Origin of the sequence: Obesumbacterium proteus, assembly GCF_001586165.1 — a bacterium.
In the GTDB taxonomy this organism is placed as follows: Bacteria; Pseudomonadota; Gammaproteobacteria; order Enterobacterales; family Enterobacteriaceae; genus Hafnia; species Hafnia protea.
Genome location: NZ_CP014608.1, coordinates 841,206 through 867,359, shown reverse-complemented (window position 1 = coordinate 867,359; position 26,154 = coordinate 841,206). Strand labels below are relative to the sequence as shown.

The 26,154-nt window shown below is 48.0% G+C and carries 22 protein-coding genes; 7 read left to right on the top strand and 15 right to left on the bottom strand.

Annotation, left to right across the window (positions count from 1 at the left end; translation table 11 throughout):
• Positions 1 to 159: 159 nt before the first annotated feature.
• The 3 genes from bcsE to bcsG are packed head-to-tail and all read left to right on the top strand — an operon-like array spanning position 160 to position 3,591.
• Positions 160 to 1,722, top strand: coding sequence for a cellulose biosynthesis protein BcsE (bcsE, locus tag DSM2777_RS04205; RefSeq protein WP_061553253.1), 1,563 nt, complete (start codon positions 160 to 162; stop codon positions 1,720 to 1,722).
• On the top strand, positions 1,719 to 1,940 hold the full coding sequence (bcsF, locus tag DSM2777_RS04200; RefSeq protein WP_040044433.1) for a cellulose biosynthesis protein BcsF: 222 nt from the start codon (positions 1,719 to 1,721) through the stop codon (positions 1,938 to 1,940). The genes bcsE and bcsF overlap by 4 nt, the downstream gene beginning before the upstream one ends.
• A complete protein-coding gene (gene bcsG / locus DSM2777_RS04195) occupies positions 1,927 to 3,591 on the top strand; it encodes a cellulose biosynthesis protein BcsG (protein WP_061553252.1) in 1,665 nt (554 codons plus the stop codon). Before bcsF ends, bcsG begins: the two co-directional genes overlap by 14 nt.
• A gap of 439 nt (positions 3,592 to 4,030) precedes the next feature.
• On the opposite strand, the gene dppF is transcribed toward bcsG, so the two are convergent.
• The 5 genes from dppF to dppA all read right to left on the bottom strand — a co-directional run bounded on the left by dppF (position 4,031) and on the right by dppA (position 9,813).
• Positions 4,031 to 5,038 carry a dipeptide ABC transporter ATP-binding subunit DppF gene (dppF, locus tag DSM2777_RS04190; protein ID WP_046458438.1) on the bottom strand — a complete coding sequence of 336 codons (1,008 nt, stop codon included), beginning with the start codon at positions 5,036 to 5,038 and terminating at the stop codon, positions 4,031 to 4,033.
• Positions 5,035 to 6,015: a dipeptide ABC transporter ATP-binding protein gene (gene dppD, locus DSM2777_RS04185; protein ID WP_061553251.1), complete on the bottom strand. Its 981-nt coding sequence runs from the start codon at positions 6,013 to 6,015 to the stop codon at positions 5,035 to 5,037. Before dppD ends, dppF begins: the two co-directional genes overlap by 4 nt.
• A gap of 68 nt (positions 6,016 to 6,083) precedes the next feature.
• Positions 6,084 to 6,989, bottom strand: a complete 906-nt coding sequence (gene dppC / locus DSM2777_RS04180; RefSeq protein ID WP_025799544.1) for a dipeptide ABC transporter permease DppC — start codon at positions 6,987 to 6,989, stop codon at positions 6,084 to 6,086.
• Positions 6,990 to 7,000: 11 nt separating this feature from the next.
• Complete coding sequence (gene dppB / locus DSM2777_RS04175; protein ID WP_040044429.1) at positions 7,001 to 8,020, bottom strand: dipeptide ABC transporter permease DppB; 1,020 nt, start codon at positions 8,018 to 8,020, stop codon at positions 7,001 to 7,003.
• A gap of 164 nt (positions 8,021 to 8,184) precedes the next feature.
• Entirely contained in the window at positions 8,185 to 9,813 is a 1,629-nt protein-coding gene (gene dppA, locus DSM2777_RS04170; protein WP_046360031.1) for a dipeptide ABC transporter periplasmic-binding protein DppA, read from the bottom strand.
• A gap of 567 nt (positions 9,814 to 10,380) precedes the next feature.
• On the opposite strand from dppA, the gene DSM2777_RS04165 reads away from it, so the two are divergent.
• Positions 10,381 to 10,869 carry a YbaK/prolyl-tRNA synthetase associated domain-containing protein gene (locus DSM2777_RS04165; RefSeq protein WP_061553250.1) on the top strand — a complete coding sequence of 163 codons (489 nt, stop codon included), beginning with the start codon at positions 10,381 to 10,383 and terminating at the stop codon, positions 10,867 to 10,869.
• Between the two features lie 55 nt (positions 10,870 to 10,924).
• On the opposite strand, the gene DSM2777_RS04160 is transcribed toward DSM2777_RS04165, so the two are convergent.
• The 6 genes from DSM2777_RS04160 to idi all read right to left on the bottom strand — a co-directional run bounded on the left by DSM2777_RS04160 (position 10,925) and on the right by idi (position 17,409).
• Positions 10,925 to 12,490 carry a methyl-accepting chemotaxis protein gene (locus tag DSM2777_RS04160; RefSeq protein WP_061553249.1) on the bottom strand — a complete coding sequence of 522 codons (1,566 nt, stop codon included), beginning with the start codon at positions 12,488 to 12,490 and terminating at the stop codon, positions 10,925 to 10,927.
• Between the two features lie 252 nt (positions 12,491 to 12,742).
• Complete coding sequence (eptB, locus tag DSM2777_RS04155) at positions 12,743 to 14,410, bottom strand: kdo(2)-lipid A phosphoethanolamine 7''-transferase (protein WP_061553248.1); 1,668 nt, start codon at positions 14,408 to 14,410, stop codon at positions 12,743 to 12,745.
• A gap of 250 nt (positions 14,411 to 14,660) precedes the next feature.
• Entirely contained in the window at positions 14,661 to 15,470 is an 810-nt protein-coding gene (gene proC, locus DSM2777_RS04150) for a pyrroline-5-carboxylate reductase (RefSeq protein ID WP_046458469.1), read from the bottom strand.
• A gap of 199 nt (positions 15,471 to 15,669) precedes the next feature.
• Complete coding sequence (gene tnpA / locus DSM2777_RS04145; protein ID WP_043495692.1) at positions 15,670 to 16,107, bottom strand: IS200/IS605 family transposase; 438 nt, start codon at positions 16,105 to 16,107, stop codon at positions 15,670 to 15,672.
• Between the two features lie 208 nt (positions 16,108 to 16,315).
• A complete protein-coding gene (gene bhsA, locus DSM2777_RS04140) occupies positions 16,316 to 16,573 on the bottom strand; it encodes a multiple stress resistance protein BhsA (protein ID WP_025799557.1) in 258 nt (85 codons plus the stop codon).
• A 320-nt stretch (positions 16,574 to 16,893) separates the two neighbouring features.
• Positions 16,894 to 17,409 carry an isopentenyl-diphosphate Delta-isomerase gene (idi, locus tag DSM2777_RS04135; RefSeq protein ID WP_174521845.1) on the bottom strand — a complete coding sequence of 172 codons (516 nt, stop codon included), beginning with the start codon at positions 17,407 to 17,409 and terminating at the stop codon, positions 16,894 to 16,896.
• Positions 17,410 to 17,532: 123 nt separating this feature from the next.
• On the opposite strand from idi, the gene DSM2777_RS04130 reads away from it, so the two are divergent.
• A complete protein-coding gene (locus DSM2777_RS04130) occupies positions 17,533 to 17,946 on the top strand; it encodes an ACT domain-containing protein (RefSeq protein ID WP_046458443.1) in 414 nt (137 codons plus the stop codon).
• Between the two features lie 62 nt (positions 17,947 to 18,008).
• Here the strand turns inward: DSM2777_RS04130 and adiC are convergent, their stop codons facing one another.
• The 3 genes from adiC to adiA all read right to left on the bottom strand — a co-directional run bounded on the left by adiC (position 18,009) and on the right by adiA (position 23,088).
• On the bottom strand, positions 18,009 to 19,376 hold the full coding sequence (adiC, locus tag DSM2777_RS04125) for an arginine/agmatine antiporter (RefSeq protein ID WP_061553247.1): 1,368 nt from the start codon (positions 19,374 to 19,376) through the stop codon (positions 18,009 to 18,011).
• 354 nt (positions 19,377 to 19,730) lie between these two features.
• Complete coding sequence (locus DSM2777_RS04120; protein ID WP_061553246.1) at positions 19,731 to 20,492, bottom strand: AraC family transcriptional regulator; 762 nt, start codon at positions 20,490 to 20,492, stop codon at positions 19,731 to 19,733.
• A 325-nt stretch (positions 20,493 to 20,817) separates the two neighbouring features.
• Positions 20,818 to 23,088 carry an arginine decarboxylase gene (gene adiA, locus DSM2777_RS04115; RefSeq protein WP_061555323.1) on the bottom strand — a complete coding sequence of 757 codons (2,271 nt, stop codon included), beginning with the start codon at positions 23,086 to 23,088 and terminating at the stop codon, positions 20,818 to 20,820.
• 652 nt (positions 23,089 to 23,740) lie between these two features.
• On the opposite strand from adiA, the gene DSM2777_RS04110 reads away from it, so the two are divergent.
• Complete coding sequence (locus DSM2777_RS04110; protein ID WP_061553245.1) at positions 23,741 to 24,316, top strand: class IV adenylate cyclase; 576 nt, start codon at positions 23,741 to 23,743, stop codon at positions 24,314 to 24,316.
• Positions 24,317 to 24,402: 86 nt separating this feature from the next.
• Positions 24,403 to 25,626: a flagellin lysine-N-methylase gene (gene fliB, locus DSM2777_RS04105; RefSeq protein ID WP_061553244.1), complete on the top strand. Its 1,224-nt coding sequence runs from the start codon at positions 24,403 to 24,405 to the stop codon at positions 25,624 to 25,626.
• Between the two features lie 92 nt (positions 25,627 to 25,718).
• Here fliB and DSM2777_RS04100 read toward each other — a convergent pair whose 3' ends face one another.
• Positions 25,719 to 26,147, bottom strand: coding sequence for a universal stress protein (locus DSM2777_RS04100; RefSeq protein ID WP_025799572.1), 429 nt, complete (start codon positions 26,145 to 26,147; stop codon positions 25,719 to 25,721).
• Between the last annotated feature and the right edge of the window lie 7 nt (positions 26,148 to 26,154).

The following is a 26,154-nucleotide window of genomic DNA, read 5'->3' as shown; positions in this document are numbered from 1 at the left end:
CTTTATGCTTTTTCGCTAGTAAACTGATGCTCCTGCAAATAAATGAAGTCGTAGTAAAACAGTAAGCAAAAGAATTTCATATGGCTAAGATAAATCTGTCCATTAGATAAAAAAATCAGTTTTACTGGGCATAACCACATTCAGAGAAATTAAACTCTTATGGCGCTATCGTTTTCTCTTGGGGTTCATCAATTATGGGATGAACTTCTCATTATGCAGGCTCCCGGCCTCTACTGGGTAAGCGCAGACCGTGAAGTTGATGCCAAAAGTTTTTGCCAGCAGGTTATCTCTAGCCAGCCAGCTGAAACACGCGCGGCATTAATCAGCGTTAATCATCCTCCTCAGGACATCATCAGCGCCAACTACGCCCATGGCCCCGACAAACTTCCAATCTATTCGCTGCCCGAAAATAAAAAAGCGCTATTGCAGCTGACTGAAGATTTGATGCGTGGTTTAAACCCGAAAAATCGTCTGTTGGTGCTGCTAACCCCCTCCAGCATTTGGGAGCAGTTGCAGCCTTATGAGCTGACCGACTGGATGAAAAACACGGCCCGCTGGCTGCGCCAACAAAACTGTACGCTATTGATTTTAGATTACGGAAAAAGCGCGAATAATCAAAGAGCAACGCTGCAATCTCAACACCGTACTTTGTGCGGTCTTGCCAGCCTGCGTTGGCTACAGGATCTACACCGTTATGATGTGGCGTATTGGTGTAATCAAAACGGCGTAACCGCTCAGCAAGACGTTAGCGTTTCTTTTGATGAGCAAGGCTGGCGCGCGCAAGAAGATACCTCTCAGGCACCGCAGCCACGTAACGATGAACAGCTCTATCTCGCCCATAAAGGCGTGCTGGAAGGCGCTCCACCGTTGTCAGAAAATTGGCATCTGTTTGAAAGTAATCTGGCGCTGTTTAATGCCGCTTACGCGGCGCAAGCCTCGACGCTGGTGTTTCAGCTGTCGAACAGCGATCAGCTCGATGCGTTAGCGCGAAAAATTCATACTTTGCGCCGCCAGCGCGGAAAGATTATTAAGCTCGTTGTGCGTGAAAGCGCCCCTTGTTTACGTTTCAGCGATGAGCGTTTGCTGTTGGCCTGTGGTGCTAACCTGATTGTGCCGCATAACGCACCGCTTTCACGCTGTTTGACCATGTTAGAAGGGATTCAAGGGCAAACCTATCCACGCCATGTTCCTGCCGATATTAATTTGCTCATTGATGCAATGCGTCCGCTGAATTTGAAAGGATATATTCCTTATAATCCTTTCTGTGAAACGTTGATGTCATTGATGAATAACACATTATTACCAGAAGACAGCAAAGGCATTCTGGTGGCGTTGCGCCCAGTACCCGGACTTCGCGCCGAACAAGCGCTCACGCTATGCCGCGCACGCCGCTTTGGTGACTTAGTCACCATTGATGAAAACCGGCTAACGCTGTTCCTTTCATCATGCCGAATCAATGACTTAGATGTTGCACTTAAACATATCTTCCCACTGCCGGTCGAAGAAGTTTTCTCCAACCGCATGGTCTGGTATCAAGACAAGCTGATCATCATGGAACTGCAGCAGATGCAGCTTAATAAGCCATCAAACTGGCATCTTTCCGACCGGCTCGCGCCGTTGGTCAGTAATAAAAACAGTCCGGTGGCCGAAGAGCACCCAACTCGGCATTCACCGCAGCCAATCAGCCTGTCTCTAGCATTACATCAGGAGCGTGCTGAATGATGAACGGTATGGATATACTGCAACTTATCGTGCTGTGTGCGGTGATTTTGCTGCCATTAGGCTACTATTTGCGTAAAAAATTGCCGATGTTGCTTCAGTCGGTACGTCAGGTTTTATTCACGCCGCGCTATTTAAAATCCGAGGGGATCTTGCGGCGTAATACTCGTTTGCAACGTAACACTTCAGTCACGGTAGACCGTAAAAATGACCAAGAATAGTAATACCAAGAACAACATAGCGGATCTGTGGCACTACTGGCGTGGGCTAGGCGGTTGGAATTTCTATTTCCTGCTTAAATTCGCCCTGTTGTGGTTTGGCTATCTCAATTTTGATGCGCTTTCTAACCTGATTTTCCTCGCATTTTTGCTTTTCCCGTTGCCAAATGCTCGTTTGCATCGCTGGCGTAACTGGATTGCGATCCCTATCGGTATTGGTCTGTTCTATCACGACACCTGGTTACCGGGGATCAACAGTATTATGAGTCAAGGCTCGCAGTTGGCGGGCTTCTCAGCGTCATACATGCTGGATTTGATAAACCGCTTTATCAACTGGAAGATGATCGGCGCAGGCTTCGTGATGCTGGTCGGCTACCTATTTATCTCACAGTGGATCCGCATAACGGTCTTCGTGGTGGGTGCGCTCGTTTGGCTGAATGTGTTGCAAATTGCCGGCCCTGCTATCTCGCTAACCCCTGATATTGCAAGTAATAATACGGCGACGACACCAACGGCCAGCGCCAACGTAGGCTCTACGCCAGCCGCAACCGGCGACCTGCCAGCACAAACGGCGCCACCGGATAGTAAGAACTTGTCGGCTTACCTCGATGCGTTCTATGCCAGTGAAAAACAGCGCCAAACTCAGTTCCCTGCAGCGCTGCCGACTGATGCACAACCCTTTGATTTACTGATTATCAACATTTGTTCTTTAGCATGGTCTGACGTTGATTCCATTGGCTTACAGGATCATCCGCTGTGGAAACACTTCGATATTCTGTTTAAAGACTTCAACTCAGCCACCGCCTACAGTGGCCCGGCTTCTATCCGCTTGTTACGCGCCAGCTGTGGGCAGCCGTCGCATAAAGAGCTCTATTCTGTCGCAGGTCAGCAGTGCTATCTGATGGATAATTTAGCTAAGCTAGGCTTCGGTCAGAACCTGATCATGGACCATAGCGGCAAGTTTGGTAACTATCTGGATGATCTACGGAAATATGCTGATTTGCAGCCACCGCTAGAGTCTCAGGCAGGTATTTCAAATGAGCTGACTTCCTTTGATGGCGAGCCAATCTTTAACGATCTTGAAGTGCTGCAACGCTGGGAACAAACGGTTGAAAAATCAGGGGATGCGCGTACTGCAACCTTCTTTAACCTGATTCCGCTGCACGATGGCAACCGAATGGTTGGCAGCAGTAAAGTTGCCGATTATAAGCCTCGCGCTCAGAAGCTGTTTGATCAGTTGGATACGTTCCTTACCCAGCTAGAGAAATCAAACCGCAAAATCATGGTTGTTGTGGTGCCTGAGCACGGTGCGGCGCTGGTTGGGGATAAAATGCAGATGTCTGGGCTGCGTGATATACCAAGCCCAAGCATCACTGACGTTCCCGTTGGTATCAAGTTTATCGGCATGAAAGCACCGCGACCGGCTGAAATCGTTATCGATCAGCCAAGCAGCTATCTGGCACTTTCAGAACTGGTCGCTCGCTCCGTGGACGGTAAAATCTTCACCGAAGCAAGCGTGAATTGGCAGGATCTATTGAAAGGGCTGCCACAAACCGCACCGGTTTCAGAGAACGATAACGCCATCGTTATTCAGTATCAGGGCAAGCCTTATATTCGCCTTAACGGTGGTGATTGGGTTCCTTATCCGCAATAACACGCTATCGTCAAACGTTTAAAAAGGCTCCCAAATGGGAGCCTTTTTCTTACTTAGATCACTATAAAAACATATTTTCACATTACGCCAATATATGTTTACATATACAGGAAATATATCTTCCACGAGTAGACGTTATTTTAATATGGATATTTTAATGCACCATTAACCCAACAATATATATCTGCAAATACACGTATCCTTAGAATAACGGCAACCGACAATTAAGATTGATACTATTAACATCCGTTAGGATTTTTCTAACAAAGAAAAAGCCTGTCATAGCACCAGCAGTCTAATACATCTGATTTCTCTTTTTTTTGCATGCTAATAGTCACTTCGTGTGCAGATTTACACATAAAAAGTAAGCCTATCTTGTACACATAAAAAAGAGCCTGTATGAGGCTCTTCAAATAAGTATTTATATGGATAATCCGCTTTAAGCGCTCTGTGCGGCCTCATCCTGATCGACGGCAAAACAGGCAATAAGCTGATCGCCATACTGCCTGAGCTGTGGTTGCAGCTGTTTGCAGGTGCCAAACGCACGACTACAGCGAGCGTTAAACGCACATCCTGGAGGCGGATTCAACGGACTCGGTAACTCACCGGTCAATTTTATACGTTCACGGCGCATATCAGGGTTGAGCCGAGGTGTTGCCGACAGCAACGCTTGGGTATACGGGTGACGCGGATTATTGAACACCGCTTCCTTCGGCCCTTTCTCCACACAGCGCCCCAGATACATCACGATGACCTCATCCGCAATATGCTCAACCACGGAGAGATCGTGAGAGATGAATACATAAGACAGCCCCATCTCCTGCTGCAAATCCATCATCAGGTTCAGAACCTGTGCCCGCACCGATACATCCAGCGCAGACACCGGCTCATCCGCAATCACAACGTCTGGGTTTAGCATCAACCCACGCGCAATGGCAATACGTTGGCGCTGACCACCGGAAAACATATGCGGGTAGCGATCGTAATGCTCAGTTTTCAACCCCACTTTCGCCATCATCGCCAACGCTTTTTCACGCCGTTCAGCGGCGCTAAGCTTGGTATTGATGGTGAGCGGCTCCTCAAGAATTGCGCCAACTTTCTTGCGCGGATTCAGCGAAGCATACGGGTTCTGAAACACGATCTGGATTTTCTGGCGACGTAGCTTTTCCGCCGTGGCGTCTGGTTTTAATAAGTCCTGCCCTTGGTAATACAGCTCGCCGCCGGTAGGAATCTCAATCATGGTAAGCAAACGCCCCAGCGTGGATTTCCCACAGCCCGACTCGCCCACTACCGCCAGCGTTTTACCTTTTTCCAGCGTGAAAGAAACGCCGTCTAACGCTTTTACCAAGCGTTCAGCGCCAAACATCCCCTTCTTCACCGGATAGTGTTTTTTCAGATCAATGGCCTGAAGCAGCGGTGCCTGTTTATTCAATATTGCCTGACTCATAGCGTTGGCCTCCCCGCATCATCGAGCGGCGTATGGCATTTCGCCTTACGTCCGTTGAGTTCCTTAAGTTCCGGTTCTACCTCACGGCACAAGTCCGTCGCATACGGGCAGCGCGGATTAAGCAAGCAGCCGTTAGGGCGATCGTATTTACCTGGAACAACGCCCGGCAGCGATGCTAAGCGCGCTTTATCGGCGGCAAACTCGGGCAATGCCCGCAGTAGAGCCTGCGTATACGGATGGCGTGGCGTGCGGAATATTTCCTGCGCCGTTCCGGCTTCAACCACCTGACCGGCGTACATCACGATGATTTTATGCGCGGCTTCGGCTACCAGCGCTAAGTCGTGCGTGATCAGCACCAGCGCCATGTTCTCTTTCTGCTGAAGATCCAGCAGCAACTCAATAATTTGCGCTTGAATGGTGACGTCTAGCGCCGTGGTCGGTTCATCGGCAATCAACAGTTTTGGCCGACAGGCAATCGCCATCGCAATCATCACACGCTGGCTCATCCCGCCGGACAACTGGTGCGGATACACATCCAAACGCGAGCCCGGATCGGGGATCCCCACCAGCGTTAACAGGTCAATAGCGCGCTGACGGCGCGTGCTTTTATTGCCGCCCTGATGCACCTTGAGCGCTTCCATAATCTGGAAGCCCACGGTGTAACATGGATTCAGACTGGTCATGGGATCCTGAAAAATCATGGCGACTTCCGCCCCCACGATTTGACGCCGCTCTTTCTCTGAGATTTTCTGTAAATCGATATTGTTAAAGCTCAGTCCGTTTGCCATCACGCGGCCGGGAAAATCAATGAGCCCCATAATCGCCAGTGAACTCACCGACTTACCAGAGCCAGATTCTCCAACGATACCAATTACTTCACCCTGATTGACGCTATAGCTAATACGATCTACGGCGCGAAACGGCGCATCTTTTTCACCGAAGTGAACTGATAGCTCGTTAACTTCTAATAAAGCCATAATATTCTGCTCCCAAAAATCTACCTATGTTCCGTTGCCCAGTTCACCTAGGCGGTGTCAGTAGACTTTTACTGTTTCAAGCGCGGGTCTAGCGCATCGCGCAACCCATCGCCCATCAGGTTAAATGCCAATACCGTTAGCAGGATCGCAAGGCCGGGGAAGGTCACAACCCACCACGCACTTTGCGCAAACTGCAACACGTCCGACAGCATAGTTCCCCACTCAGGCGTTGGCGGCTGTGCGCCCATACCGAGGAAACCCAGCGCCGCCATGTCGAGGATGGCATTCGAAAAACCTAACGACGCCTGCACGATCAAAGGCGCTAAACAGTTAGGCAGAATATTGATAAACATTTGGCGCATGGCACCGGCCCCCGCCACGCGAGACGCGGTGACGTAGTCGCGGTTAACTTCCACCAGCACCGCCGCACGCGTCAAACGGACATAATGTGGCAAGGCAACAAACGTCAACGCCAGCGAAGCGTTAACGATTGAAGGGCCGAAGATAGCCACCAGCACCAAAGCCAACAGCAGGCTTGGCAGCGCCAGCATAATATCGACGATACGCATAATGACGGCATCAACCACGCCGCCGAAGTAACCCGCCAGCAGGCCAAATACCACGCCGAGGATCAGCGACAAGACCACCACTAAACAGCCAACCAACAGCGACAGGCGCGCACCATAAATCAGGCGCGATAGCACGTCACGACCGACATCATCGGTACCGAGAATAAACTTCCAACTGCCGCCGTCTTGCCAAACGGGAGGTTTAAGCAGCGCATCACGAAACTGCTCTGCGGGAAGATGCGGAGCCAATACGTTGGCGCCGATCGCGAGAACTAACACGATAATGATATAAACCAGCCCCACTACCGCGCCTTTGTTGCGCTTGAAGTAGTGCCAAAACTCCTGAAACGGCGTCATGGGTTTAGGCGCGCTCATTGCTGGGGACGTTGTTGTAACGTTAGACATCGTTGCGCCTCCTATTTCTTATGCCGAATGCGTGGATTGACGACGCCATACAGCACATCGACCAGCAGGTTGACCAAGATGATCATAATGGCCACCAGCAGTACTCCGCCTTGCACTACAGGATAATCACGACGCTGCAACGCATCGATTAGCCAGCGGCCTAAGCCCGGCCAAGAGAAGATGGTTTCTGTCAGAATGGCGCCAGCCAGTAGCGTCCCCACCTGTAGACCAATCACCGTAACCACCGGCAGCAACGCATTACGCAACGCATGCACAATGATTACCCGCATACGCCCTAAACCTTTGGCGCGCGCGGTGCGGATATAGTCTTCGCTAAGCACTTCCAGCATGGAGGAACGCGTCATACGCACAATCACCGCCAGTGGGATAGTGCCCAGCACAATGGCAGGCAGGATCATATGCATGACCGCGTCTTTGAAATCGCCCGGCTCGCCCCAGATAAGGGTATCAATCAGCATAAAGCCGGTGAGCGGTAAGCTATCATCAAGGAATACGCTGTCATCAATGCGCCCCGATACGGGCGTCAGATTGAGCTGCACCGACACCAGCATGATGAGCATAATCCCCCACCAAAAAATAGGCATGGAATAGCCCGTCAGCGAGATGCCGACAGCGGTATGGTCGAAAACGGAGCCGCGCTTCACCGCGGCTAATACGCCAACCGGTATACCCACGAGAATGGCAAACAGCATCGCGCAGATACCCAGTTCTAGCGTGGCTTTGAAACGGGGCACAAACTCATCCCAAACCGGCGTGCGGCTTTTGAGCGAGGTGCCTAAATCACCGTGCAATACGTCTTTGACGTAGTGAAAATATTGTTGATATAGCGGTTTATCCAAGCCCATTTCCGTCATCATCTGAGCATGACGTTCGGCCGAGATCCCGCGTTCCCCTGCCATGATCGTGACCGGATCGCCGGGGATCATGTGAACAAAAGCAAACGTTAACAACGTAATGCCAATAAACGTTGGGATAACTAACCCCAAACGCCGGAGTATGAACTGCAACATATCCCGTACTCTCTATTTTTATGATGAAGCATTGCTCACAGTACAGCTACGACTAACAGAGACCCCACCCCAGCCCTCCCCTTCACAGAGGAGAGCGCAGATCGATAAAAATCACAATCGGCTCCTCCCCCTGACAAGGGGGAGGCTGGGAGGGTTAGCGGTAATTAGTCGAGAGACACCTGATCGAAGTGATGTTTACCCAATGGATCAACCACATAGCCTTTCACTTCTTTACGCACTGGCTCGTATACGGTGGAGTGGGCAATGATCAGCGCAGGCGCTTGGTCATGCATCACTACCTGAGCCTGCTTGTAAAGCTCGGTGCGTTTTTCATGGTCGGATTCAGCACGTGCTGGCTGGATCAGATCTTCAAACGGCTTGTAGCACCATCTTGAGTAGTTAGAACCGTCTTTCGCCGACTGGCAGCTAAACAGCGTCGCGAAGAAGTTGTCTGGATCCCCATTGTCCCCAGTCCAACCCATCATCACGGTCTGGTGTTCGCCGTCTTTCGCACGTTTCAGGTACTCGCCCCACTCATAGGTCACGATCTTGGCTTTCACACCCACTTTCGCCCAGTCAGCCTGAATCATCTCAGCCATACGGCGAGCGTTCGGGTTGTACGGACGCTGCACCGGCATTGCCCATAGGTCGATAGCAAAACCGTCTGCCAGACCCGCTTCTTTCAGCAGTTCTTTGGCTTTAGCAGGATCGTAAGCGTAATCGGTGATCTTGTCGTTGTAGCTCCACATGGTCGGTGGGATCAGGTTTTTCGCAGGCTGACCCGCTTTCTGATATACCGCGTCGATAATCGCTTCTTTGTTCACTGCCATGGTCAGTGCCTGACGCACTTTCACGTTATCCAGCGGTTTTTTCTCGACGTTAAACGACAGATAGCCGACGTTCAGCCCCGGTTGCTCCATCAGAGTAATGGATTTGTCTTGTTTCATACGGTCAATGTCAGCCGGATTTGGATACGGCATCACCTGACACTCATTCTTTTGCAGTTTGGCATAACGCACGGACGCATCCGGCGTAATGGAGAAGACTAAGCGATCGATTTTTGGCTTAGGTCCCCAGTAATCTTTGAACGGTTTATAGAGGATTTTGGAGTCTTTCTGGTATTGCACCAATTGGAATGGCCCAGTGCCCAGTGGCTCAAGGTCAATCTTCTCAGGCGTACCGGCTTTCATCATCGCATCGGCGTATTCCGCAGACAGAATAGAAGCGAAGTCCATCGCCAAGTCAGCCAAGAACGGCGATTCAGGGCGCGTCAGCTCGAAGCGAACGGTGTTATCGTCCACTTTTTCAACTTTGCTAATCAGCTCGCCCAGCCCCATCCCTTGGAAATACTCATAGGTACCGCCAGAGACTTTGTAGTACGGGTTTTTATCATCTTTCTGACGCATGAAGGAGAACACGATGTCGTCAGCGTTCAGATCGCGCGTTGGTGTAAACAGCTTGCTGCCCTGCCACTTCACGCCTTTGCGCAGGTGGAAAGTATAGGTTTTGCCATCTGGGCTAATATCCCATTTTTCAGCTAAGCCGGGCTCAATCTCGGTAGTACCGGTTTTGAACTCAACCAAACGGTTGTAGATCGGCACCGAGCTGGCGTCGTAGGTGGTGCCCGAAGTGAACAGCTGCGGGTTAAAGCCCTCAGGTGAACCTTCTGAACAATAAACCAGAGTTTTTGCCTGCGCACCGGCGGCCAGCGCCAGAGCAACCAGACCAATCCCCAACTTCAGCGCACCAATTTTCTTTCCACGGCGGGTGGAGGTGTTCTTATGAGAAGACATAACGCTTGGCTCCGTAGTGTGATGTGTGTGTTCTGCCAGATCTATTTTTTTATAGGCGATCCGTGCAGCTTTGGCTGACAGCCAAGGATAGGTGCAACCCGCATGCCAAAGAGAACGATTCTTCGGGGCCACATTGGGTAGCACTCGGAAAGGGATCCCAGTGTTAATCACCCACCTTATGCATACCAATTTCGCAAGTGTTTAAGGTGACGTCAATATAACCAAACGTGATTTACAAGGACTGTGATATACAGCATACAAACATTAAAGAAACGTATTGATAACATTTACAGGATTAAAATTTATGCTACCGCGCAAATATCAGCTCATTTCACCATGTAACAAATCTTTAATAGAGAATACAGCTGCCAAACTTGCTGAAAAAATTCTCGCTAAATGATGAATATCTGAACAATTGAGTTTGTGATCTGCGTTATCAACAGGAGGAAATGCTGTGATCCGAGGTCCGATGCCCTGTTTCAGGGAGCCATTTTGGCCACTTCGCATCAAGTCAGGGCAGGTACGATCGCGCTATGATGATGCAAACCGAGACTCAGGAGAGATAGCATGTCGATAGCAACATTTGCGCGTTTAACGGCCCTGCTTGATGAGCATCAGGCTCGTTATCGCGTAGTGGAACACCCTACGGCGGGAAAATCTGAAGAAGTGGCAAAAATTCGCGGTACACAGCTTGGGCAGGGAGCCAAAGCGCTAGTCTGTCATGTGAAAGGAAACGGCGTTAAGCAGCATGTTTTAGCCATATTACCCGACGACCAGCAGGCCGATCTCAGCGCGTTAGCGCACGGTATCGGCGGTACGCGAGCTTCATTAGCCAGCCCAGTGGAAGTCGATGCGTTAACCGACTGCGTATTCGGCGCGATACCGCCTTTTAGCTTCCACCCAGACTTGTTATTAGTAGCCGATCCACTGCTATTCCAGCGCTTCGATGAGCTAGCATTTAACGCCGGTACGCTTGAGCGTTCTCTGATCCTCAACACCCAAGACTATCAGCGCATCGCTCAACCTAAATTGGTCACGTTTATTCGCGCCGAATAGGTCGCGCGAAAACCTCCCCTTTGCAGCTTAAGAAACAAGGGGAGGTTGATGCCAATTATCCGTTCGCCGTGAGCCTAAACACGCTCATGCTTTGCATCAGATTCCCGCTTTGCTCCTCTAAAGAACCGGTCGCAGCGGCAGACTCTTCCACCAGCGCCGCATTTTGTTGCGCCACCTGATCCATCTGTGAAATCGCCTGATTCACCTGTTCAATACCGCGACTTTGCTCGTGAGAAGCTTCAGAAATTTCACTCATCAGCGCCGTTACCTGACGAATCTCCTTGGCGATATCAGCCATGGTATCGCCCGCGTTGGTCACCATCGATGAGCCCTCTTTCACCCGACGAGCAGAATCTTCAATCAGCGTTTTGATCTCTTTGGCCGATTGAGCACTGCGCTGTGCCAAGTTACGCACTTCACCAGCAACCACCGCAAAACCACGTCCTTGTTCGCCCGCACGAGCGGCTTCAACGGCTGCGTTTAAAGCGAGGATATTGGTCTGGAAAGCAATACCGTCAATCACGCTGATAATGTCGGCAATTTTCTGGGAGCTGGTCGAAATTCCCTGCATGCGAGCAATGGCTTCACTAACGATTTCAGCCCCTTTATCCGCGGTATGAGAAACATTCCCTGCCAACTGATTCGCCTGCTCGGCGTTGTCCGCATTCTGTTTCACCGTGGCGGTCAACTGCTCCATACTCGCTGCGGTTTCCTCCAGCGAAGCGGCCAGCTCTTCCGTATGCTGCGATAAGTTCCTGTTGCCAACGGTCAGTTCCTTCGCGCCAACGTCAACCTGCATACTGGCATCACGCACCTGACTGACCGTATCTGCCAGTGATGTTTGCATGGTGAGCACACGGCGTCCCAGTTTGGCAATTTCTGATTTGCCTTCACTCTCAAGATCCTGAGACAAGTCGCCACTGGCAATCAGAGAAACATGCCCGTCTAAACTTTCCAATGGATTCAGGATGATTTTACGTAGCGCAACCCAGCACAGCGCGCCAATCAGTAACGAAAATATGAAAGACACACTGATAATAATCAGGTCGCGTTGATAGTCATGTTGCGCATCTGACAATGCCTTTTGACCAACTTCATCGGCGAAGACACGGAAATCACGCAGGTCTTGATCAAAATTGGCCGATAAATTGCGCAACTGATCTTCTAATAATGCGTAATACGCCGCGCTATCGTTGGTTTTCAGCGCCTGCAACATCGGCCGTAGCGCCTGATTAACGTAGATCTGGTAGGTATTTTCCAGTTCAGAGCTCAGTTGCGCACCGCGAGGCGTCAGTTTCTTTAAATCGGTAAATTTCTGCATCGAAGCATCAGCCTCACCGATCAATTTTTCCGCCCGCTGACGGCTATCATCTGCCGCCGCTAGTTTACCCATCTCCATTTGGCGAACAGATAGTGCCCCTGCGGTACGAGCCCGTAGCGTAGCATTAAAGCTGGCAGCCAGTGGGCTCAGCTCTTCGGCCTGCACCTGGTTCACAACGGCCAGTCTTTGATTAATTTGGCGAACAGATTGAATACCGATAATGCTGATCATCAGCAGTAATAGCGTATAAACAAGCATGATGAGTGCCAGCCCACCACGGACTGTCAGGTGTTTACTCATATAGTCGTATCCCTAGGAATGAAAGAGCCTGCAAAAGAAGACATCAGATGTGGTATCTCTCTCAGCCAGTACAAAACGCCTCTCTCTATGGAGAGTAAATTATGAACAGAGGGAACTGGCTGATGATTGATCAGTTTATCGGCAGGCTAAAGACGAACTTGAGGGAAACTTTATGCGAGGAAAAAAGGATTTTAGGAATAAAAAAGCCGAGAGAAGCAACTCCTCTCGGCTTATGACGATTAAGCTATTGAATTAGAAACGACACCAGTTGTTGTTTTCATTAATTCCGCCGTTTGGCGGGGTATAGCCTAAGCAACCCAGAATCGAGTCATACAGCTCAACGTGGCGGTGAGTCTGCCCCTGTTTTGCCTGCTTTTGCACCTGCGCAAACATTTTGGCATTGTTGCCTGAAGCCAAGAACTTATCCGATGCCCATACCATCAATGGCACTCGGAACTGCTCTGGCGGTGCCATTTCACGCGGAGTACCGTGGAAATGCTCATTATCACTGATCGACTCACCGTGGTCTGAGGCATAAAACACCAATGCTTTTTTATCTCGCACCTGATCAATCACGCTTTTAATCATGTTGTCAGTGTACAAAATGCTGTTGTCATAGGAGTTCATCAGCTGCTCTTTGGTGCAAGAATCGTCTACGCCCATGCACTCCGGTTTAAACTTCGCATAGCTACGCGGATAGCGCTGCGTATACAAATAGTGAGAACCAGACGTATGCAGTACGACTAAATGCTTGCCATTTGGATGCTTCTGCAATGAATTTTGCAGCTCTTCCACTAACAGCATATCGTCGACCGGCTTCCCATCATTACGATGTTCTGCGGCGATCAGCTCACGGAATGAGAAATTATCTGAATCGGTATTGTTGTAGAACCAAATCTCACTTTGCATCGCAAAGAGCTCAGAGCTGAATCCAAGCTGATGTAATACAGAGAAAATATTCTGCTCTTTCAGCGTGCGCTGAGCGTTGTTTTCCGTCCCGCCTTCACGCACAAACATACAGCGTAGGGACAGTTTGGTTGATGTATCGCAGGATTCACCGCGGAACGCGGCCAGATTAGGTTCCTTTGCCAGCTGTGGCGTGGTGTCACGCTCGTACCCCAGAATCCCCATATGATCCCAACGCGCCGTTTCACCGATAATGAACACGACATAGGTATCATCTATCCCTTCAGGCGCAACGTAAGAAAAATGATCCGCAGGGTCAAATAAATCGGCTTCATCCTGTCGCTCATCCAGCGCGGTATAGCCATATAATCCAAACGCCGCCAGCCAGTTTGATGGCAAATACGAGTGAGCGGCCACGCCGCCATAGCTTGGCATATCAACGTTATTCTTCTGGTCGATTTTTTTCTGCGCGGTTCCCATTAAGTTTAATGGAACCCATACCACCGCAACGATCAGCGCCATCCCAACCAAAGAGATGATTCTTTTGCCCGGTGTTTTCAGCTGTTCAAGCAAGGTGTTTTGCGCTGAGCCCAGCCAGATGATCGCCAAAGGAATGATACTGGCGGCGACAAACCACAAAACAAATTTCCAGCCAACAACTTCGGAAAACAGACCCAAATCGCCTGGAGAAAATACGGAAATGATAATGCCGTAGCCAATCACGACGTTAAACGCCGTCATATAGTAGCTTGCAGCCACGGAAATCAGCGTGATGAGCGTAGCCGTAATTTTGAAGAACCAGCGTCCTCCCAGCGAACACACTCTCAGAATAAAGAAGGTAAAGAGGAGAACAACCATCACCTCTAAACTTCCCGTCAACCATTTAGAAAAATGGAGCCCCTCTTTGACTTCATCAAAACGGCGTAAAAACACCGGAATATTAAGAAAAATACCAATATAAATCGCTAACAGCAGCGCCTGCATTGGTTGTGATAGCAATTTTATTTTTTGCATTACTTTCTGAAACCTTGTTGCTAACCCTAGAAAACATGAGACACACCGCATTCTAAATCGTTCAGATGCGGCGACGGAATTTACCAAGAAAGTTCTTAATCGGCGAGGGACTATTCAGCAGAAAAATGTCAACACCAGCCTCGTAGCTATGGTGACGGACTTAGATGAAGATTCATATGGGGGAATTATCTGGAAGATGCCCCATGGCATGGGGCATCAAATATCAAATAAAGGAGAATACGGGTAAAAATTATCGACGGCTCATCTCTTCTGACTTCGCCATACAGCTTTGCATCGCGTCCATCACGGCCGCACGCAGACCTTTTTGCTCTAACACTTTTACGGCTTCAATCGTGGTTCCCCCTGGAGAACACACCATATCTTTGAGTTCGCCGGGGTGTTTACCGGTTTCCAGCACCATTTTGGCTGACCCCATCACCGCCTGCGCGGCAAACTGATAGGCCTGCGCGCGTGGCATTCCACCCAGCACTGCGGCATCAGCCATCGCTTCAATAAACATAAACACATAGGCCGGCGCAGAGCCACTCACGCCCACCACGGAGTGGATCAGATATTCAGGAACAATAGCGGCCTTACCAAAGCTGCTAAAAATTTCTACAATCAGCTCGCTTTCATCTTCGGTCATTTGCTTATTCGGCGTAATGGACGACATTCCTGCATTCACCAACGCCGGCGTATTCGGCATCACACGCACCACTTTTTGCCCATCTTTCAGCGCAAATTCTAGCGTTTCTAGCGTGACACCGGCCGCAATGGAAACCACAATCGCGTTTGGCTTGAGCGATTCTCTAATTTCACCCAAAACATTCGTCATCATATTCGGCTTAACACCTACGATCAGAATATCAGCCTGCTTAGCGACTTCATCTGCGCTGCTGGCACCTTGGCTACCAAACTCTTGGCTAATCGCCTCAACGCTTTGCGCACTACGGTTATACACCGTGATATTTTCCGGTGAGACTAATTTACTCGCCACCAGACCACCTAAAATCGCCTTGCCCATATTGCCACAGCCAATAAAACCGATTTTTTTATCCACGATGTTATTCCCCACAGTGCAGTCCTCCACGATAACGCCCGTTGTACCGAACATAATTGACATCTTCAGATGCGATTTCTTAGGCTACCACCAAAACCGTGAGAAAGGCACAACCGCTCCCCTGAATATCAAAAGTAAAAATCCACCTCTTGAAGAGGTGGCTTTAAATGGGGCCCCCTAAAAGGGGGCCTTGTTCGTTTTAATCCTGTAATAACGCCATTTGCTGTTCGTATTCTTGGTCTTTCTTATCCTGATGCCTCACGTAGCGCCTGATAATTTCTTCGTTCACTCCAACTGTGTCGGCAAAATATCCCCTCGCCCAAAAATGATTACCCCACAGCTTCTTTCGTATATGCGGAAACTTGTTGTAGAGACGAATAGCTGTGCGCCCTTTCAGGACGCCCATCAGCGTTGAGATCGAGAGTTTCGGCGGGATCATCACGACAAGATGAACATGGTCTGGCTGAACATTCAGTTCAAGTACCTCACAATCTTTCATATTGCAAAGTATATAAACTGAGCGATAAAGCTCTTTACCTACCGCCCCTGCTAAAACCTTGTAGCGATACTTTGGCGTCCACACCAAGTGATATTTGCAACGCCAGAATACATGTGCTGAACTTCTATAACTGCTCATGTCAGTGATTTCCTTCTTACTTGTGGTGAGTAAGCTGGAATTTTCTGGCATGGGCTTCCTTCAGGCTATAGCCTCACAGGGACAATCACCACCTCCCGAGGAGGTGGTTTAAAGCTGACAACAAAAAGGCCTTTCCCATTGATTGGGAAAGGCCTTTTCTGTACTGCTTCTGAACTACAGATGCTGTATCAAGTATGACGAGTATCGATTATTTATACAGTTCAGCAGTAGCATGCATTTTGTTATTTCCAGAGGTGGAAATAATGCGATAAGAAGATGCGCCAGCCTGTTCAGCTTTAGCCGCTACGCGTGCTTCCAACCCATCAAGGTTAGTTGCGCCACTTACGGATACAACGCCCATTTTCTGCATGTCAGACGTTGGCTGAGAAGAGAGGTCTGCGGCAGTAGCAGCGAATGCGGTTGCAGAGAGTGCGAAAACTACAGCTAAATTTTTGATGATTTTCATAACGTTTACCTTTCTTTAAATTTTGTCGTTTTGAAAGGCGCCCGCCTTCCGATGACTAAAGAATAGATCGGTTAACGAAGAGTTAAAATCGGATAGTTTTGAGCTTCTTATTCAATTTTTTTGAACGCAATTTAAGCAACTTTACGTATGAATTTTAATCCGATGAGAGAGAGACAAACTTACTATGCGGCTTTTCAGATAAAAGCATTTAAAAACAATGATTAACCCTGGTTTCAGGCCAGCCGACAAAAAACCACATACCCGACATTTCATTACAGAAGGCATTTGTCAGGAAATATTCGCCAGCTCGATGCAAAACTTCAGTCGAGATGTGCGACGACTTTCGGCAGACACAGCCTAAACCACGGCGTAAAGCGCTCGGGCTTGAGCTTCATTTGCTCTAAAATTTCATCCACGGGATGGTAGGCAAAAGCATCGGCCTCTTCTGCATTAAGCTGTGGAACCACGTTGCTATGACCAATAAAAACATGTGCCAGCTCGTGCTCAGTTAGCCCACCGCCAACGTCGAGGCAGTAACTCAGCTCAAAAGATTCATGCAGCGCGCACGCCATTCCCATTTCTTGATAAAGCCGCCGCATCGCCGCTTCTTGAGTATCTTCACCGGGGAGTGGATGACCGCAGCAGGTATTACTCCACTGGCCGCCAGCATGATATTTCCCTGCCGCACGGCGCTGGATCAATAGCTCGTTATGATCGTTAAACACGTACACAGAGATGGCGCGATGCAATAGCCCCTGCTGATGAACCTCAAGCTTTTCCATTCTGCCAATCGGCATATCGTTTTCATCAACCAGAATCACTTCAATCATGACCATCCCCTCTCTCATCGCGTTGCAACGTACTTCTATTAGCATACCTAATTGCAGCAAACTTTTTTTAATTTAACGCCACATCGATCGCCCGCTAATCTAGCGCCAAATTGTTAAGGAGATACTTACATGAGCGGCATTAAAGATATTACCCAGCTTCTGGCCTCGATGGAGCCCACACTTAACCCGCAAGCTTTCGTTTTTTGTACCAGCCAATCACTCACGCTGGAACAAGCCGCCGCGCTGAACCCGCTGGGGCTTTTTATGGAAGCCGAAGGGATCACGCTGATTTTAACACGTGAAGGTGCCCAAGCCGCTGGCCTCGATACCAGTTCAGACTTCCGTCAAATCACGCTCACGGTTCACTCTAGCCTTGAGGCCGTTGGGCTAACCGCGGCGATTGCCACCGAACTCGCACAGGCGGGTATCAGCGCCAACGTGGTGGCTGCTTATTATCACGACCACATTTTCATTCCTGCCGCCGACGCCCAGCGTGCCCTAACGGCTTTGACCCAGTTACAGCAGCGCAGTGCGCAGGCTTAACTAACTCAACAAAAAACCCGCAGAGCCGAAGCCGCTGCGGGTTAATATCAAGCAATAAAACTTTAGCTCGGATTTTTTGCCGATGCTTTTAACGAACCATCAGGATTCGTATTATCCAGCGGATAAGGGTTTTTATGCTGACGGTTATAGTTCAAGGCATAAAGCGCCGTGATCACCATTAACACCACGAACGACCACATCACTTCCTGCGCACCGGAACCGACAACGGCCCAAATACAGTAGACAAATGCAATGCTGACAATCGCCAAATAAACAGGGCGAGCCTTACCGAAGTGGCCGTGGCCCAGCAGCAACAATGCCGCACAGGTATAAAGATAAGGCACCAGTGTAAAGATCACGCTCACCGACGAAACCAAACCAAACTCTTTCGCCGCATTAGGTGAAATACTGCCGAACTGACAAATCGTCATTAATACGCCAACAATCAGCAAACCCGCAACCGGCGTACCCGCCTTGTTAACTTTGGCGAAAATGGGTGGGAACAAGCCATCATCGGCTGCGGCCTTAGCAGTTTGACCAGCCAGCAGTGTCCAGCCACCTAATGAGCCCAAGCAGCCCGCAGCCGCACAGAATGAAACTACCGCACCTGCCGTATTACCTAAGGCCATACGCGCCGCATCCCCGAAAGGTGAGGCAGAAACACGCAGTGCCGCATTCGGGATCATCCCCATAATGGCGGTGGTGGATAATACGTAGCACACGGCGGCAATCAGCACCCCACCGATGGTGGCAATCGGAACGTTGCGCTTAGGGTTTTTAACCACGCCAGCCGCCACCGAGGCACTTTCCACCCCGATAAATGACCAGAGCGTTACGCTCAAGGTGCTTTGGATAGCGCCAAAGGTGCCCTGCCCGCTCACGTTCCACGCTGCCATATAGGTTTCACCGCGGAACCAAAACCAACCAAATACCGCAATCCCTACAATAGGAATCAGCGCTAAAACCGTTGCCACTGCCTGAACACGGGTAATCATCTGTGGCCCAACAATGTTGAGCAATACAAAGATCCACAACACGACCACACAGGTAATGGTCAACACCATTGGATCTTTCAAAATTGGGAAGAAATAGCTGAGGTAGCCAACGCCAATCACCACCATCGCGATATTCCCCACCCAGCAGGCTAACCAATACAGCACGTTGGTTTGGTAACCAAGGAATGGGCCAAAGGAACGACGAACATAAGCATAAGAACCGCCGGGACTGGGATCTAAAGACGACATCTTGGCATACACCATTGAAAGCGCTAATGCGCCAATGATAGTCACCAACCATCCGTAGATTGCAATTCCGCCGGTAGACGCTAAGTTTGCCGGTAATAAAAATACGCCGGAGCCCATAATATTCCCTGATACCATTAAGGTAACGGGAATGAGGCCAACTTTATGAGATTCAGAATCCGAAGACATAATCTAACCTTAAGTTAAATAGAATTTTTGGTAGAAATTATATTACTCTCAGAGTTAAATCATGGCAGTAGCAAACGGCTAACATCGCCATTTCCGGCATATTTTTAGCCAATGACAATTCAGCTAAAATAATATTTATAAAGATAAATAATTAAAAGATTACATAACTTTTCAAACTTCATAAATATATACCAAACCACCTCACCATAAATATATACAACCTTTTCTCTACGATGAGTAGAGTTGCATTTCGGCAGTAGTTAGACATTAATCAAGCAAACAATTTAGTAAGTATTCTCAGCGAACAAAATGGCAAAGTCAGGAATTTAAAATATATTCATTTATAGTGAAATTCTATGCAATCATTTTACCTCTATGCTGATGCACATAGTTTAGCGGCGTTGTCCCGTAGTATTCCTTGAATACGGAGATAAAGTAGGATGTGCTGCTATAGCCACATAGGGAAGAAACCTGAGAGATATTTTTATTAAAAACAATCAGTTGTTCAACGGCATAGCGCATTCTACAGTCAGTGATGATTTTACTGTAGGTGGTGTCTTCATTTTTTAGCTTCTTTTTCAATGAGCTAGGACTTAAACACAGGCAACTGGCGACGGACGTTAGGCTCCATTCTTTATGCATATTGCTTTGAATGATGCTGTAAACATTCGCGCTAAGATTGCTTCTAATTTCACGAATAAGAAAAGGTATTAGATTGTTATTGCTTAGGAAAATAGATAAAACGGTGAACGAAAGACAACGGCTACGTTCGCGGTCAACCTCACAGCCTTGCGCATCTTGCGATAGGCGTACCGCCTCTTGGAAAATATGTGGTGTCTGGCAGCGTTCAATCATATAGCACGGTGTGGAACGCAGATTAGGGGACAGAGCGCTGATATCTTTTTTTAAGAAATGGATATAGTCCTTAATAACATCTTTATTCAAATATAATACTGCTGAGTCATCCAGTTCTGAAAAATCTATTACGTTATTTTTACATGAAATTAGCATCATGTGATTGGCTTTGAATGTAATTTCATTCTCAGAGTTAAAATTAACAGTGACATCTTTGCGTGTTAAAACGACAACGCAACCTTCGTTGTTACTGAGTTTCATATTAAGACATCCTACAGACGTAAAAGAATAAAATGCCGTTATTAAGTTAGACTTATCGACTAAAGTAATAAGGCATAAAATAAAAAGTAATACATATGACAATTCTACGACCAGACACTAAAATACAGAGCTTTTTTAATTATTCAATATCGCGGGGATAAATACTTCCGTATCATTTTTTTTACGCAGAGTAATTGTACAATTACAGAGTAAAAAACAAACATACAGGAATGAAAAAGCGCGGGATATACCCGCGCAAATACTACAAGAGAAACTGCTTTATCTTTTTTTTGCTGTGGTGTCTTTGCTTCATCACCAACGATGGTTATTCCGTGCGAACACACATCACGTGATAAACACCGTTGATAATTTCAGTCCCTTCGGTTTCATGTTCAAAACCGGGGAATTCGTGGTCCCAAGCCTGTAGAGCTCGCAGATAACCGATCTGTGGGCTCTCTTCACCGCCGAAGCTTTCACCGGATAATAGCATTGGGATTCCTGGTGGGTAAGGGATGATGGAGTTAGCTGCAACACGGTTGACCAGACCGTCAATCGCAACCATCTCCACCTTATTCGCCACAATGGCCTGATAGGCTGCACGCGGTGTCATCACCGCTTCTGGCAGGCCAGAATAAGCCGTATTCAGTTTAGCACCTGGTTTATTTTTACGCAGATAGGCAAACATTTTGTCGCCCAAATCACGCAAGCCCAGCTTGCCGTAGATTTCTGGCTGCTGCGCAACCAGATCGGGCAATACTGAAGATAGCGGAGTATTAGCATCATAATGCCGTTTAAACGAAAGCAGCGTGTTGATAAGCGTACCCCATTTTCCTTTGGTAACGCCCATCGAGAACAGGAACATCACTTGGAAATCGGTAGTGCGCGTCGGCACAATACCATGACGGCTTAGCCATGCGGTGACCAACGCAGCGGGTACGCCCTTCTCTTGCAACTCACCGTCATCGCCCATGCCTGGAGCCAAAATACTGACCTTGATAGGGTCCAACATGCTCCAGTTTTCAGGCAGATCTTTAAAGCCGTGCCAGTTATCTTCAGGATTCATCACCCAACAGCTTTGTTCGGTTGCCAGAAGCTGAGCTGGCGCATCTTCAAACGCCATCTGCTTGCCGGTTGCCGGATCGGTAACAATTTCTTGGTTCCACGGTTTGAAGAACCAATCACCATCCTGAGTAAACTCTTTATACAAACGCGCCATCGCCTGACGGAAGTCTACCGCTTCGTTAATCACTTCCTGCGTCAGAGACAGACCGCTGTTGCCATCCATCATCGATACAGCCACATCGTTAGAAGCGCAGATCGCATACAGTGGCGAAGTGGTGGCGTGCATCATGTACGCTTGGTTAAAGCGTGAAAAATCAACGGCGCCGCGACCGTCGCGCACATGAATATAAGATGCCTGAGATAACGCATTGAGCAGTTTGTGCGTTGAGTGAGTCGCAAACAGCGTTGGCCCTTCATGATCGCCAGGTTCTCCACGCATAGCGTAGTGATCGCTATACATTGGGTTAAAGCGAGCATAGCCATACCAAGCTTCATCAAAATGAATTCGGTCAGTGGTTTTTTCCAACAAATCCTGCGCATTTTTGGCGTTGTAGCACACACCATCATAAGTACAGTTGGTCACCACGCTATAAGAAGGGCGTTGGCCCTGCTTGCTTTTACTCAGCGGGCTGTTGGCGATTTTTTCTTTAATCACTTCCGGCTGCATCTGCTGCGGATAAATTGGCCCGATAATCCCATAACGGTTACGACTAGGCAGCATGTAAACGGGTTTAGCACCGGTTAATATCAGCCCCTGTTCAATGGATTTATGACAGTTGCGGTCAATAACCACCACGTCATCTTCGGTCATACACGCCTGCATAATGGTGCGGTTCGAACCAGAAGTCCCCACCACCACAGAATACGAGTGATCTGCACCGAACACGCGGGCCGCGTTCTTTTCACTTTCACCGAATGCGCCGGTGTGATCGAGCAAAGATCCTAGTGAGGTACGCTCAATCCCCATATCGGTGCGGAACAGGTTTTCACCGTAATAGTCGTGGTAAAAACGACCGGCTGGCGTTTTAGTAAAACCAACGCCGCCCTGATGGCCCGGCGCTGCCCATGAATATTCATGAACGTCGCTATATTTCATCAGCGCCGTCATCAATGGTGGCAGCAGCTGCTGATGATAACGGTTCATGGCAGTAACGGCGCGGCCAGCAATAAAATCAGCGGTGTCTTCAAGGATCCAAGCAAATTCATCGATTTGCTCCATCATCTCGCGGCTAAGTTCCTGAGTGGTTTTCTCTCTGTCACTCAACAAAAAGACCGGAACATTTTCCTGTCGCTCATGCAGTTTATTAAGCAGTTGCTGCGCCAGCGCGTGTTCGGCGGAGTCATCCATTCCGCGGCTAAACATCAGGCAATCTATCGCTTCATTGGCAGACAAAATGGCATAGCCATCGTCAAATGAGGCGGCTTTGATCACCTCAACATTTTGACGGCTCAGCTCATCGGCCAAACGCTCAACGGCGGCACCCACATAGGTGTCTTGATGGAGAAATTCACTTTCAACAATTAATACTTTCATCATGTGTTTATCCTTACAGATAAATAAACATAACGTTTAGTCGCGCTGAGGATATTTAGCTATACCCAAATAATTCGCGTTGCATTGAGGCGGCAGGTGAACGAAGCCCGATGAGCTTACTCAAGTAAGTGATTCGGGTGAGTGAACACGGCCAACAAAAATGCAGCTTGAAGTATGAAGGGTATATATTCTCAGAGCACTAAACCGCCATACAAATAGAATGAGCGTTATTGTTAAACCTTATATAACGCATTAGGGTTTTATCCGCTCTTTCCTTGGAATTAGTATTGCCCTTATTTATCTGCGTTGTAAAGTCAGGTGAAAAACACAGAGCAGGCGACATAAAACAATTAAAATCAATAAGATAAGCAATAATAAAGACTATAAAAAGCACATTTAGCAATATGTTATGCACAACGATTTTATTTTTTTACCTTATAGTGATATTTATTTATAATCTACCCAACGATTAGATTTACATAAAAAACAAACGCTATTGTTCATCCACAAATCTTTACGATAATAGATATTCAGCTACCTTAATTATTTATTTTTCTAAGAGAGACACTTCACAAATAGCGCTCACCAACGTCAGTGCAGTTGGCTACCGTGTTATCCTTCATGACATCGTGTTATCTACCTAAGACATCCTATGACGAGCGTACATTTTGCAGGGAAGTATGAGGCTGAGCTGAAATTTCATCTCAGCGATCCCGCAGCCTTTCTCGAACGCATCACTTTGGCAGGAGCAGAACCTTTTCACCTCAATAATCGTGAGATCGATTGCTACTATGACCTCCCAACGTCTGAGCACTCAGACTCAACGCTGAAAAAGAACGGCATTAGCATGTGCATTCGGGAAATGCAGCCATCAGGCATTAAGCTGTGGATCGTTAAAGGGCCGGACGTATCTGAATGCGAAGCGATTAATATTGATGATTGTGAAAAAGTAGCCAGCATGGTGCAGAAACTCGGTTTTGAGCCCAGCTTGCGCATGGAGAAAAACCGCAGCATCTATTTCTTAGGTCGTTACCACATCACCCTCGACTATCTGCCAACGCTAGGCCATTTTGCCGAAATCGCCATCATGACCGACGATGAACAGGCGGTACCAGAATTGCTCAATGATTTACGCCATCAAGCATTCGCGTTAGGGCTGGAAGATTCACAAAGGGAAATACGCAGCTATCGTCAAATGCTAGAACAAACACGCAGTGGCATTAATTAGCCTATTTTTATCCCGTTTATTCAAAGATCAAAAAAGCTGGCTGGTGATAATTTAAACATCACTAGAACCCTATCACTGGCTAGCATATGAAAACACATAAGACCGTTACCCCCAATTTTTACACCCGATTTCAATGCACTGGCGCTGACTGCGTCGATCATTGCTGTACCGGCTGGAAAATATCGATTGATAAGAAAACCTATAAAAAATATACCGATTCTCACCACGAAAAGATTAAATCTTTCGCAAAAAACTCACTGCTATTAACCCGCAAAGGCTATGACAATTTTGCTACGGTAAAGCCAGATGAGTCAGGAAATTGCCCTATGCTCAATGAAGATAAGCTCTGTACCATTCACGCCAAAATGGGAGCCAATGCCCTGAGCGTAACGTGCAAAACATTTCCCCGCCTCCAAAAACAGTATGCCAACGAGACGTTGTTGAGCCTCACCATGGCGTGTCCTGAAGTAGCAAACCAAGTTTTATTCCAGCCAGATAGCATGTTAGTCAATGAAGACATCAAGCTCATTGTTGAAACGGCTAACCGGATTGGGAAAAAAGCGGCACACATTGAACGCTCTCAGACAACCCAGCTTATTAACCTATTTTGCAGCCATCTGGTCATGGCCGATAGCCCGGCCATCGAGGATAACCTGCTCGCTATCGTGCACCTTATTCTTTATTTGCAGCAGATCGAATTCGATGTTGAAGCGCACCTTGACGATCTAGAGTCCTTGTTCTTAACGCTAAATACACAGCTATCCAACGGGGATATGGCTCAACAGCGTAGCCAAATTAGCAGTTCACCGAATATGAAGGTGATGCTATTAAGCATATTTGGCACAGCCATTAATCAGTTAAATCGAGGACGTGATTTTCTCGAGGAAAATCACCATGCACTTGCTCATTATTTAGAGTTAGACCAAGAGCCGAGCGATGCGAAGATAGGTGATAAATTTAGTCAATTAGACGCGCAATGGAAAAAGGTCTTGGCTAACTCTTGTTTATCTGACGAGCATGTGATGAAAAATTATCTTCTTTATCATATGTATAATAGCGGTTTCCCTGGTCGGGATATGAACAACATCCTGCGCCAATACTATCTAATGATGACAGATTATTTTTATTTAAAAACCCAGATATCCATCATGTCCATGACCAGAGAAATAACGCAGGAAGAGATCATGAAGTTATTTGGCTCGTTCCATGTGGTCTACAATCACAACAGCAACCTGCCTAAAGAGCTGAATGCCTATATCGATAAGATAAATGCAAACGACGATTTGTCCTGTTTGTTATTGCTGAATTAGGCACAGCGGCAGAGCAAAATGGCTAATAAAAAGGAGCGGATATCCGCTCCTTTTTCACATAAATCATTCAAACAAACAGAATGGCAGCCAGCCTAACGGATCACCATCACATTAACTTTAGCATGGCGCACAATGCCTGCCGCATTCGAGCCTAGCAGGTACGTTTTAACGCTTGGGCGGTGCGAACCAACAATGATGAGGTCAGCGCCCATTTCATCAGCCTGTTGCAGCGCCTCATCCCGCGGGGTGCCGAAACGAATGGTGTAAGACATACGCTCAGCGGGCAAATCTACCCCCTGAATGAGTTCTCTAATTCTTTCTTCAGCATAGGTTACCGCTTTGTTTTCAAACTCTTTGATGCCAAAAGAGTATGCAGTAACGAAGGCCTGTGCATCTGGCAAAACATACAAGAAATGCACATCAGCGTCTGACATTTTTGCCAAATACTCAACGTGACGCAGGGCGTTTTGAGTCAGAATATCCTCTTCAATATCTACCGGCACCAAAATGCTTTTATACATATTCATG

Excerpts from the sequence above, each read along its gene's own strand:
- DSM2777_RS04160 (WP_061553249.1), bottom strand. The coding sequence starts at position 12,490 with ATGAGTAAACACCTGACAGTCCGTGGTGGGCTGGCACTCATCATGCTT.
- dppA (WP_046360031.1), bottom strand. The coding sequence starts at position 9,813 with ATGTCTTCTCATAAGAACACCTCCACCCGCCGTGGAAAGAAAATTGGT.
- bcsF (WP_040044433.1), top strand. The coding sequence starts at position 1,719 with ATGATGAACGGTATGGATATACTGCAACTTATCGTGCTGTGTGCGGTG.
- tnpA (WP_043495692.1), bottom strand. The coding sequence starts at position 16,107 with ATGAGCAGTTATAGAAGTTCAGCACATGTATTCTGGCGTTGCAAATAT.
- idi (WP_174521845.1), bottom strand. The coding sequence starts at position 17,409 with ATGGTCATGATTGAAGTGATTCTGGTTGATGAAAACGATATGCCGATT.
- adiA (WP_061555323.1), bottom strand. The coding sequence starts at position 23,088 with ATGAAAGTATTAATTGTTGAAAGTGAATTTCTCCATCAAGACACCTAT.
- dppF (WP_046458438.1), bottom strand. The coding sequence starts at position 5,038 with ATGAGTCAGGCAATATTGAATAAACAGGCACCGCTGCTTCAGGCCATT.
- bcsG (WP_061553252.1), top strand. The coding sequence starts at position 1,927 with ATGACCAAGAATAGTAATACCAAGAACAACATAGCGGATCTGTGGCAC.
- bhsA (WP_025799557.1), bottom strand. The coding sequence starts at position 16,573 with ATGAAAATCATCAAAAATTTAGCTGTAGTTTTCGCACTCTCTGCAACC.
- fliB (WP_061553244.1), top strand. The coding sequence starts at position 24,403 with ATGAAAACACATAAGACCGTTACCCCCAATTTTTACACCCGATTTCAA.
- dppD (WP_061553251.1), bottom strand. The coding sequence starts at position 6,015 with ATGGCTTTATTAGAAGTTAACGAGCTATCAGTTCACTTCGGTGAAAAA.
- DSM2777_RS04100 (WP_025799572.1), bottom strand. The coding sequence starts at position 26,147 with ATGTATAAAAGCATTTTGGTGCCGGTAGATATTGAAGAGGATATTCTG.
- DSM2777_RS04120 (WP_061553246.1), bottom strand. The coding sequence starts at position 20,492 with ATGAAACTCAGTAACAACGAAGGTTGCGTTGTCGTTTTAACACGCAAA.
- DSM2777_RS04110 (WP_061553245.1), top strand. The coding sequence starts at position 23,741 with ATGACGAGCGTACATTTTGCAGGGAAGTATGAGGCTGAGCTGAAATTT.
- adiC (WP_061553247.1), bottom strand. The coding sequence starts at position 19,376 with ATGTCTTCGGATTCTGAATCTCATAAAGTTGGCCTCATTCCCGTTACC.
- dppB (WP_040044429.1), bottom strand. The coding sequence starts at position 8,020 with ATGTTGCAGTTCATACTCCGGCGTTTGGGGTTAGTTATCCCAACGTTT.
- DSM2777_RS04130 (WP_046458443.1), top strand. The coding sequence starts at position 17,533 with ATGAGCGGCATTAAAGATATTACCCAGCTTCTGGCCTCGATGGAGCCC.
- DSM2777_RS04165 (WP_061553250.1), top strand. The coding sequence starts at position 10,381 with ATGTCGATAGCAACATTTGCGCGTTTAACGGCCCTGCTTGATGAGCAT.
- eptB (WP_061553248.1), bottom strand. The coding sequence starts at position 14,410 with ATGCAAAAAATAAAATTGCTATCACAACCAATGCAGGCGCTGCTGTTA.
- bcsE (WP_061553253.1), top strand. The coding sequence starts at position 160 with ATGGCGCTATCGTTTTCTCTTGGGGTTCATCAATTATGGGATGAACTT.
- dppC (WP_025799544.1), bottom strand. The coding sequence starts at position 6,989 with ATGTCTAACGTTACAACAACGTCCCCAGCAATGAGCGCGCCTAAACCC.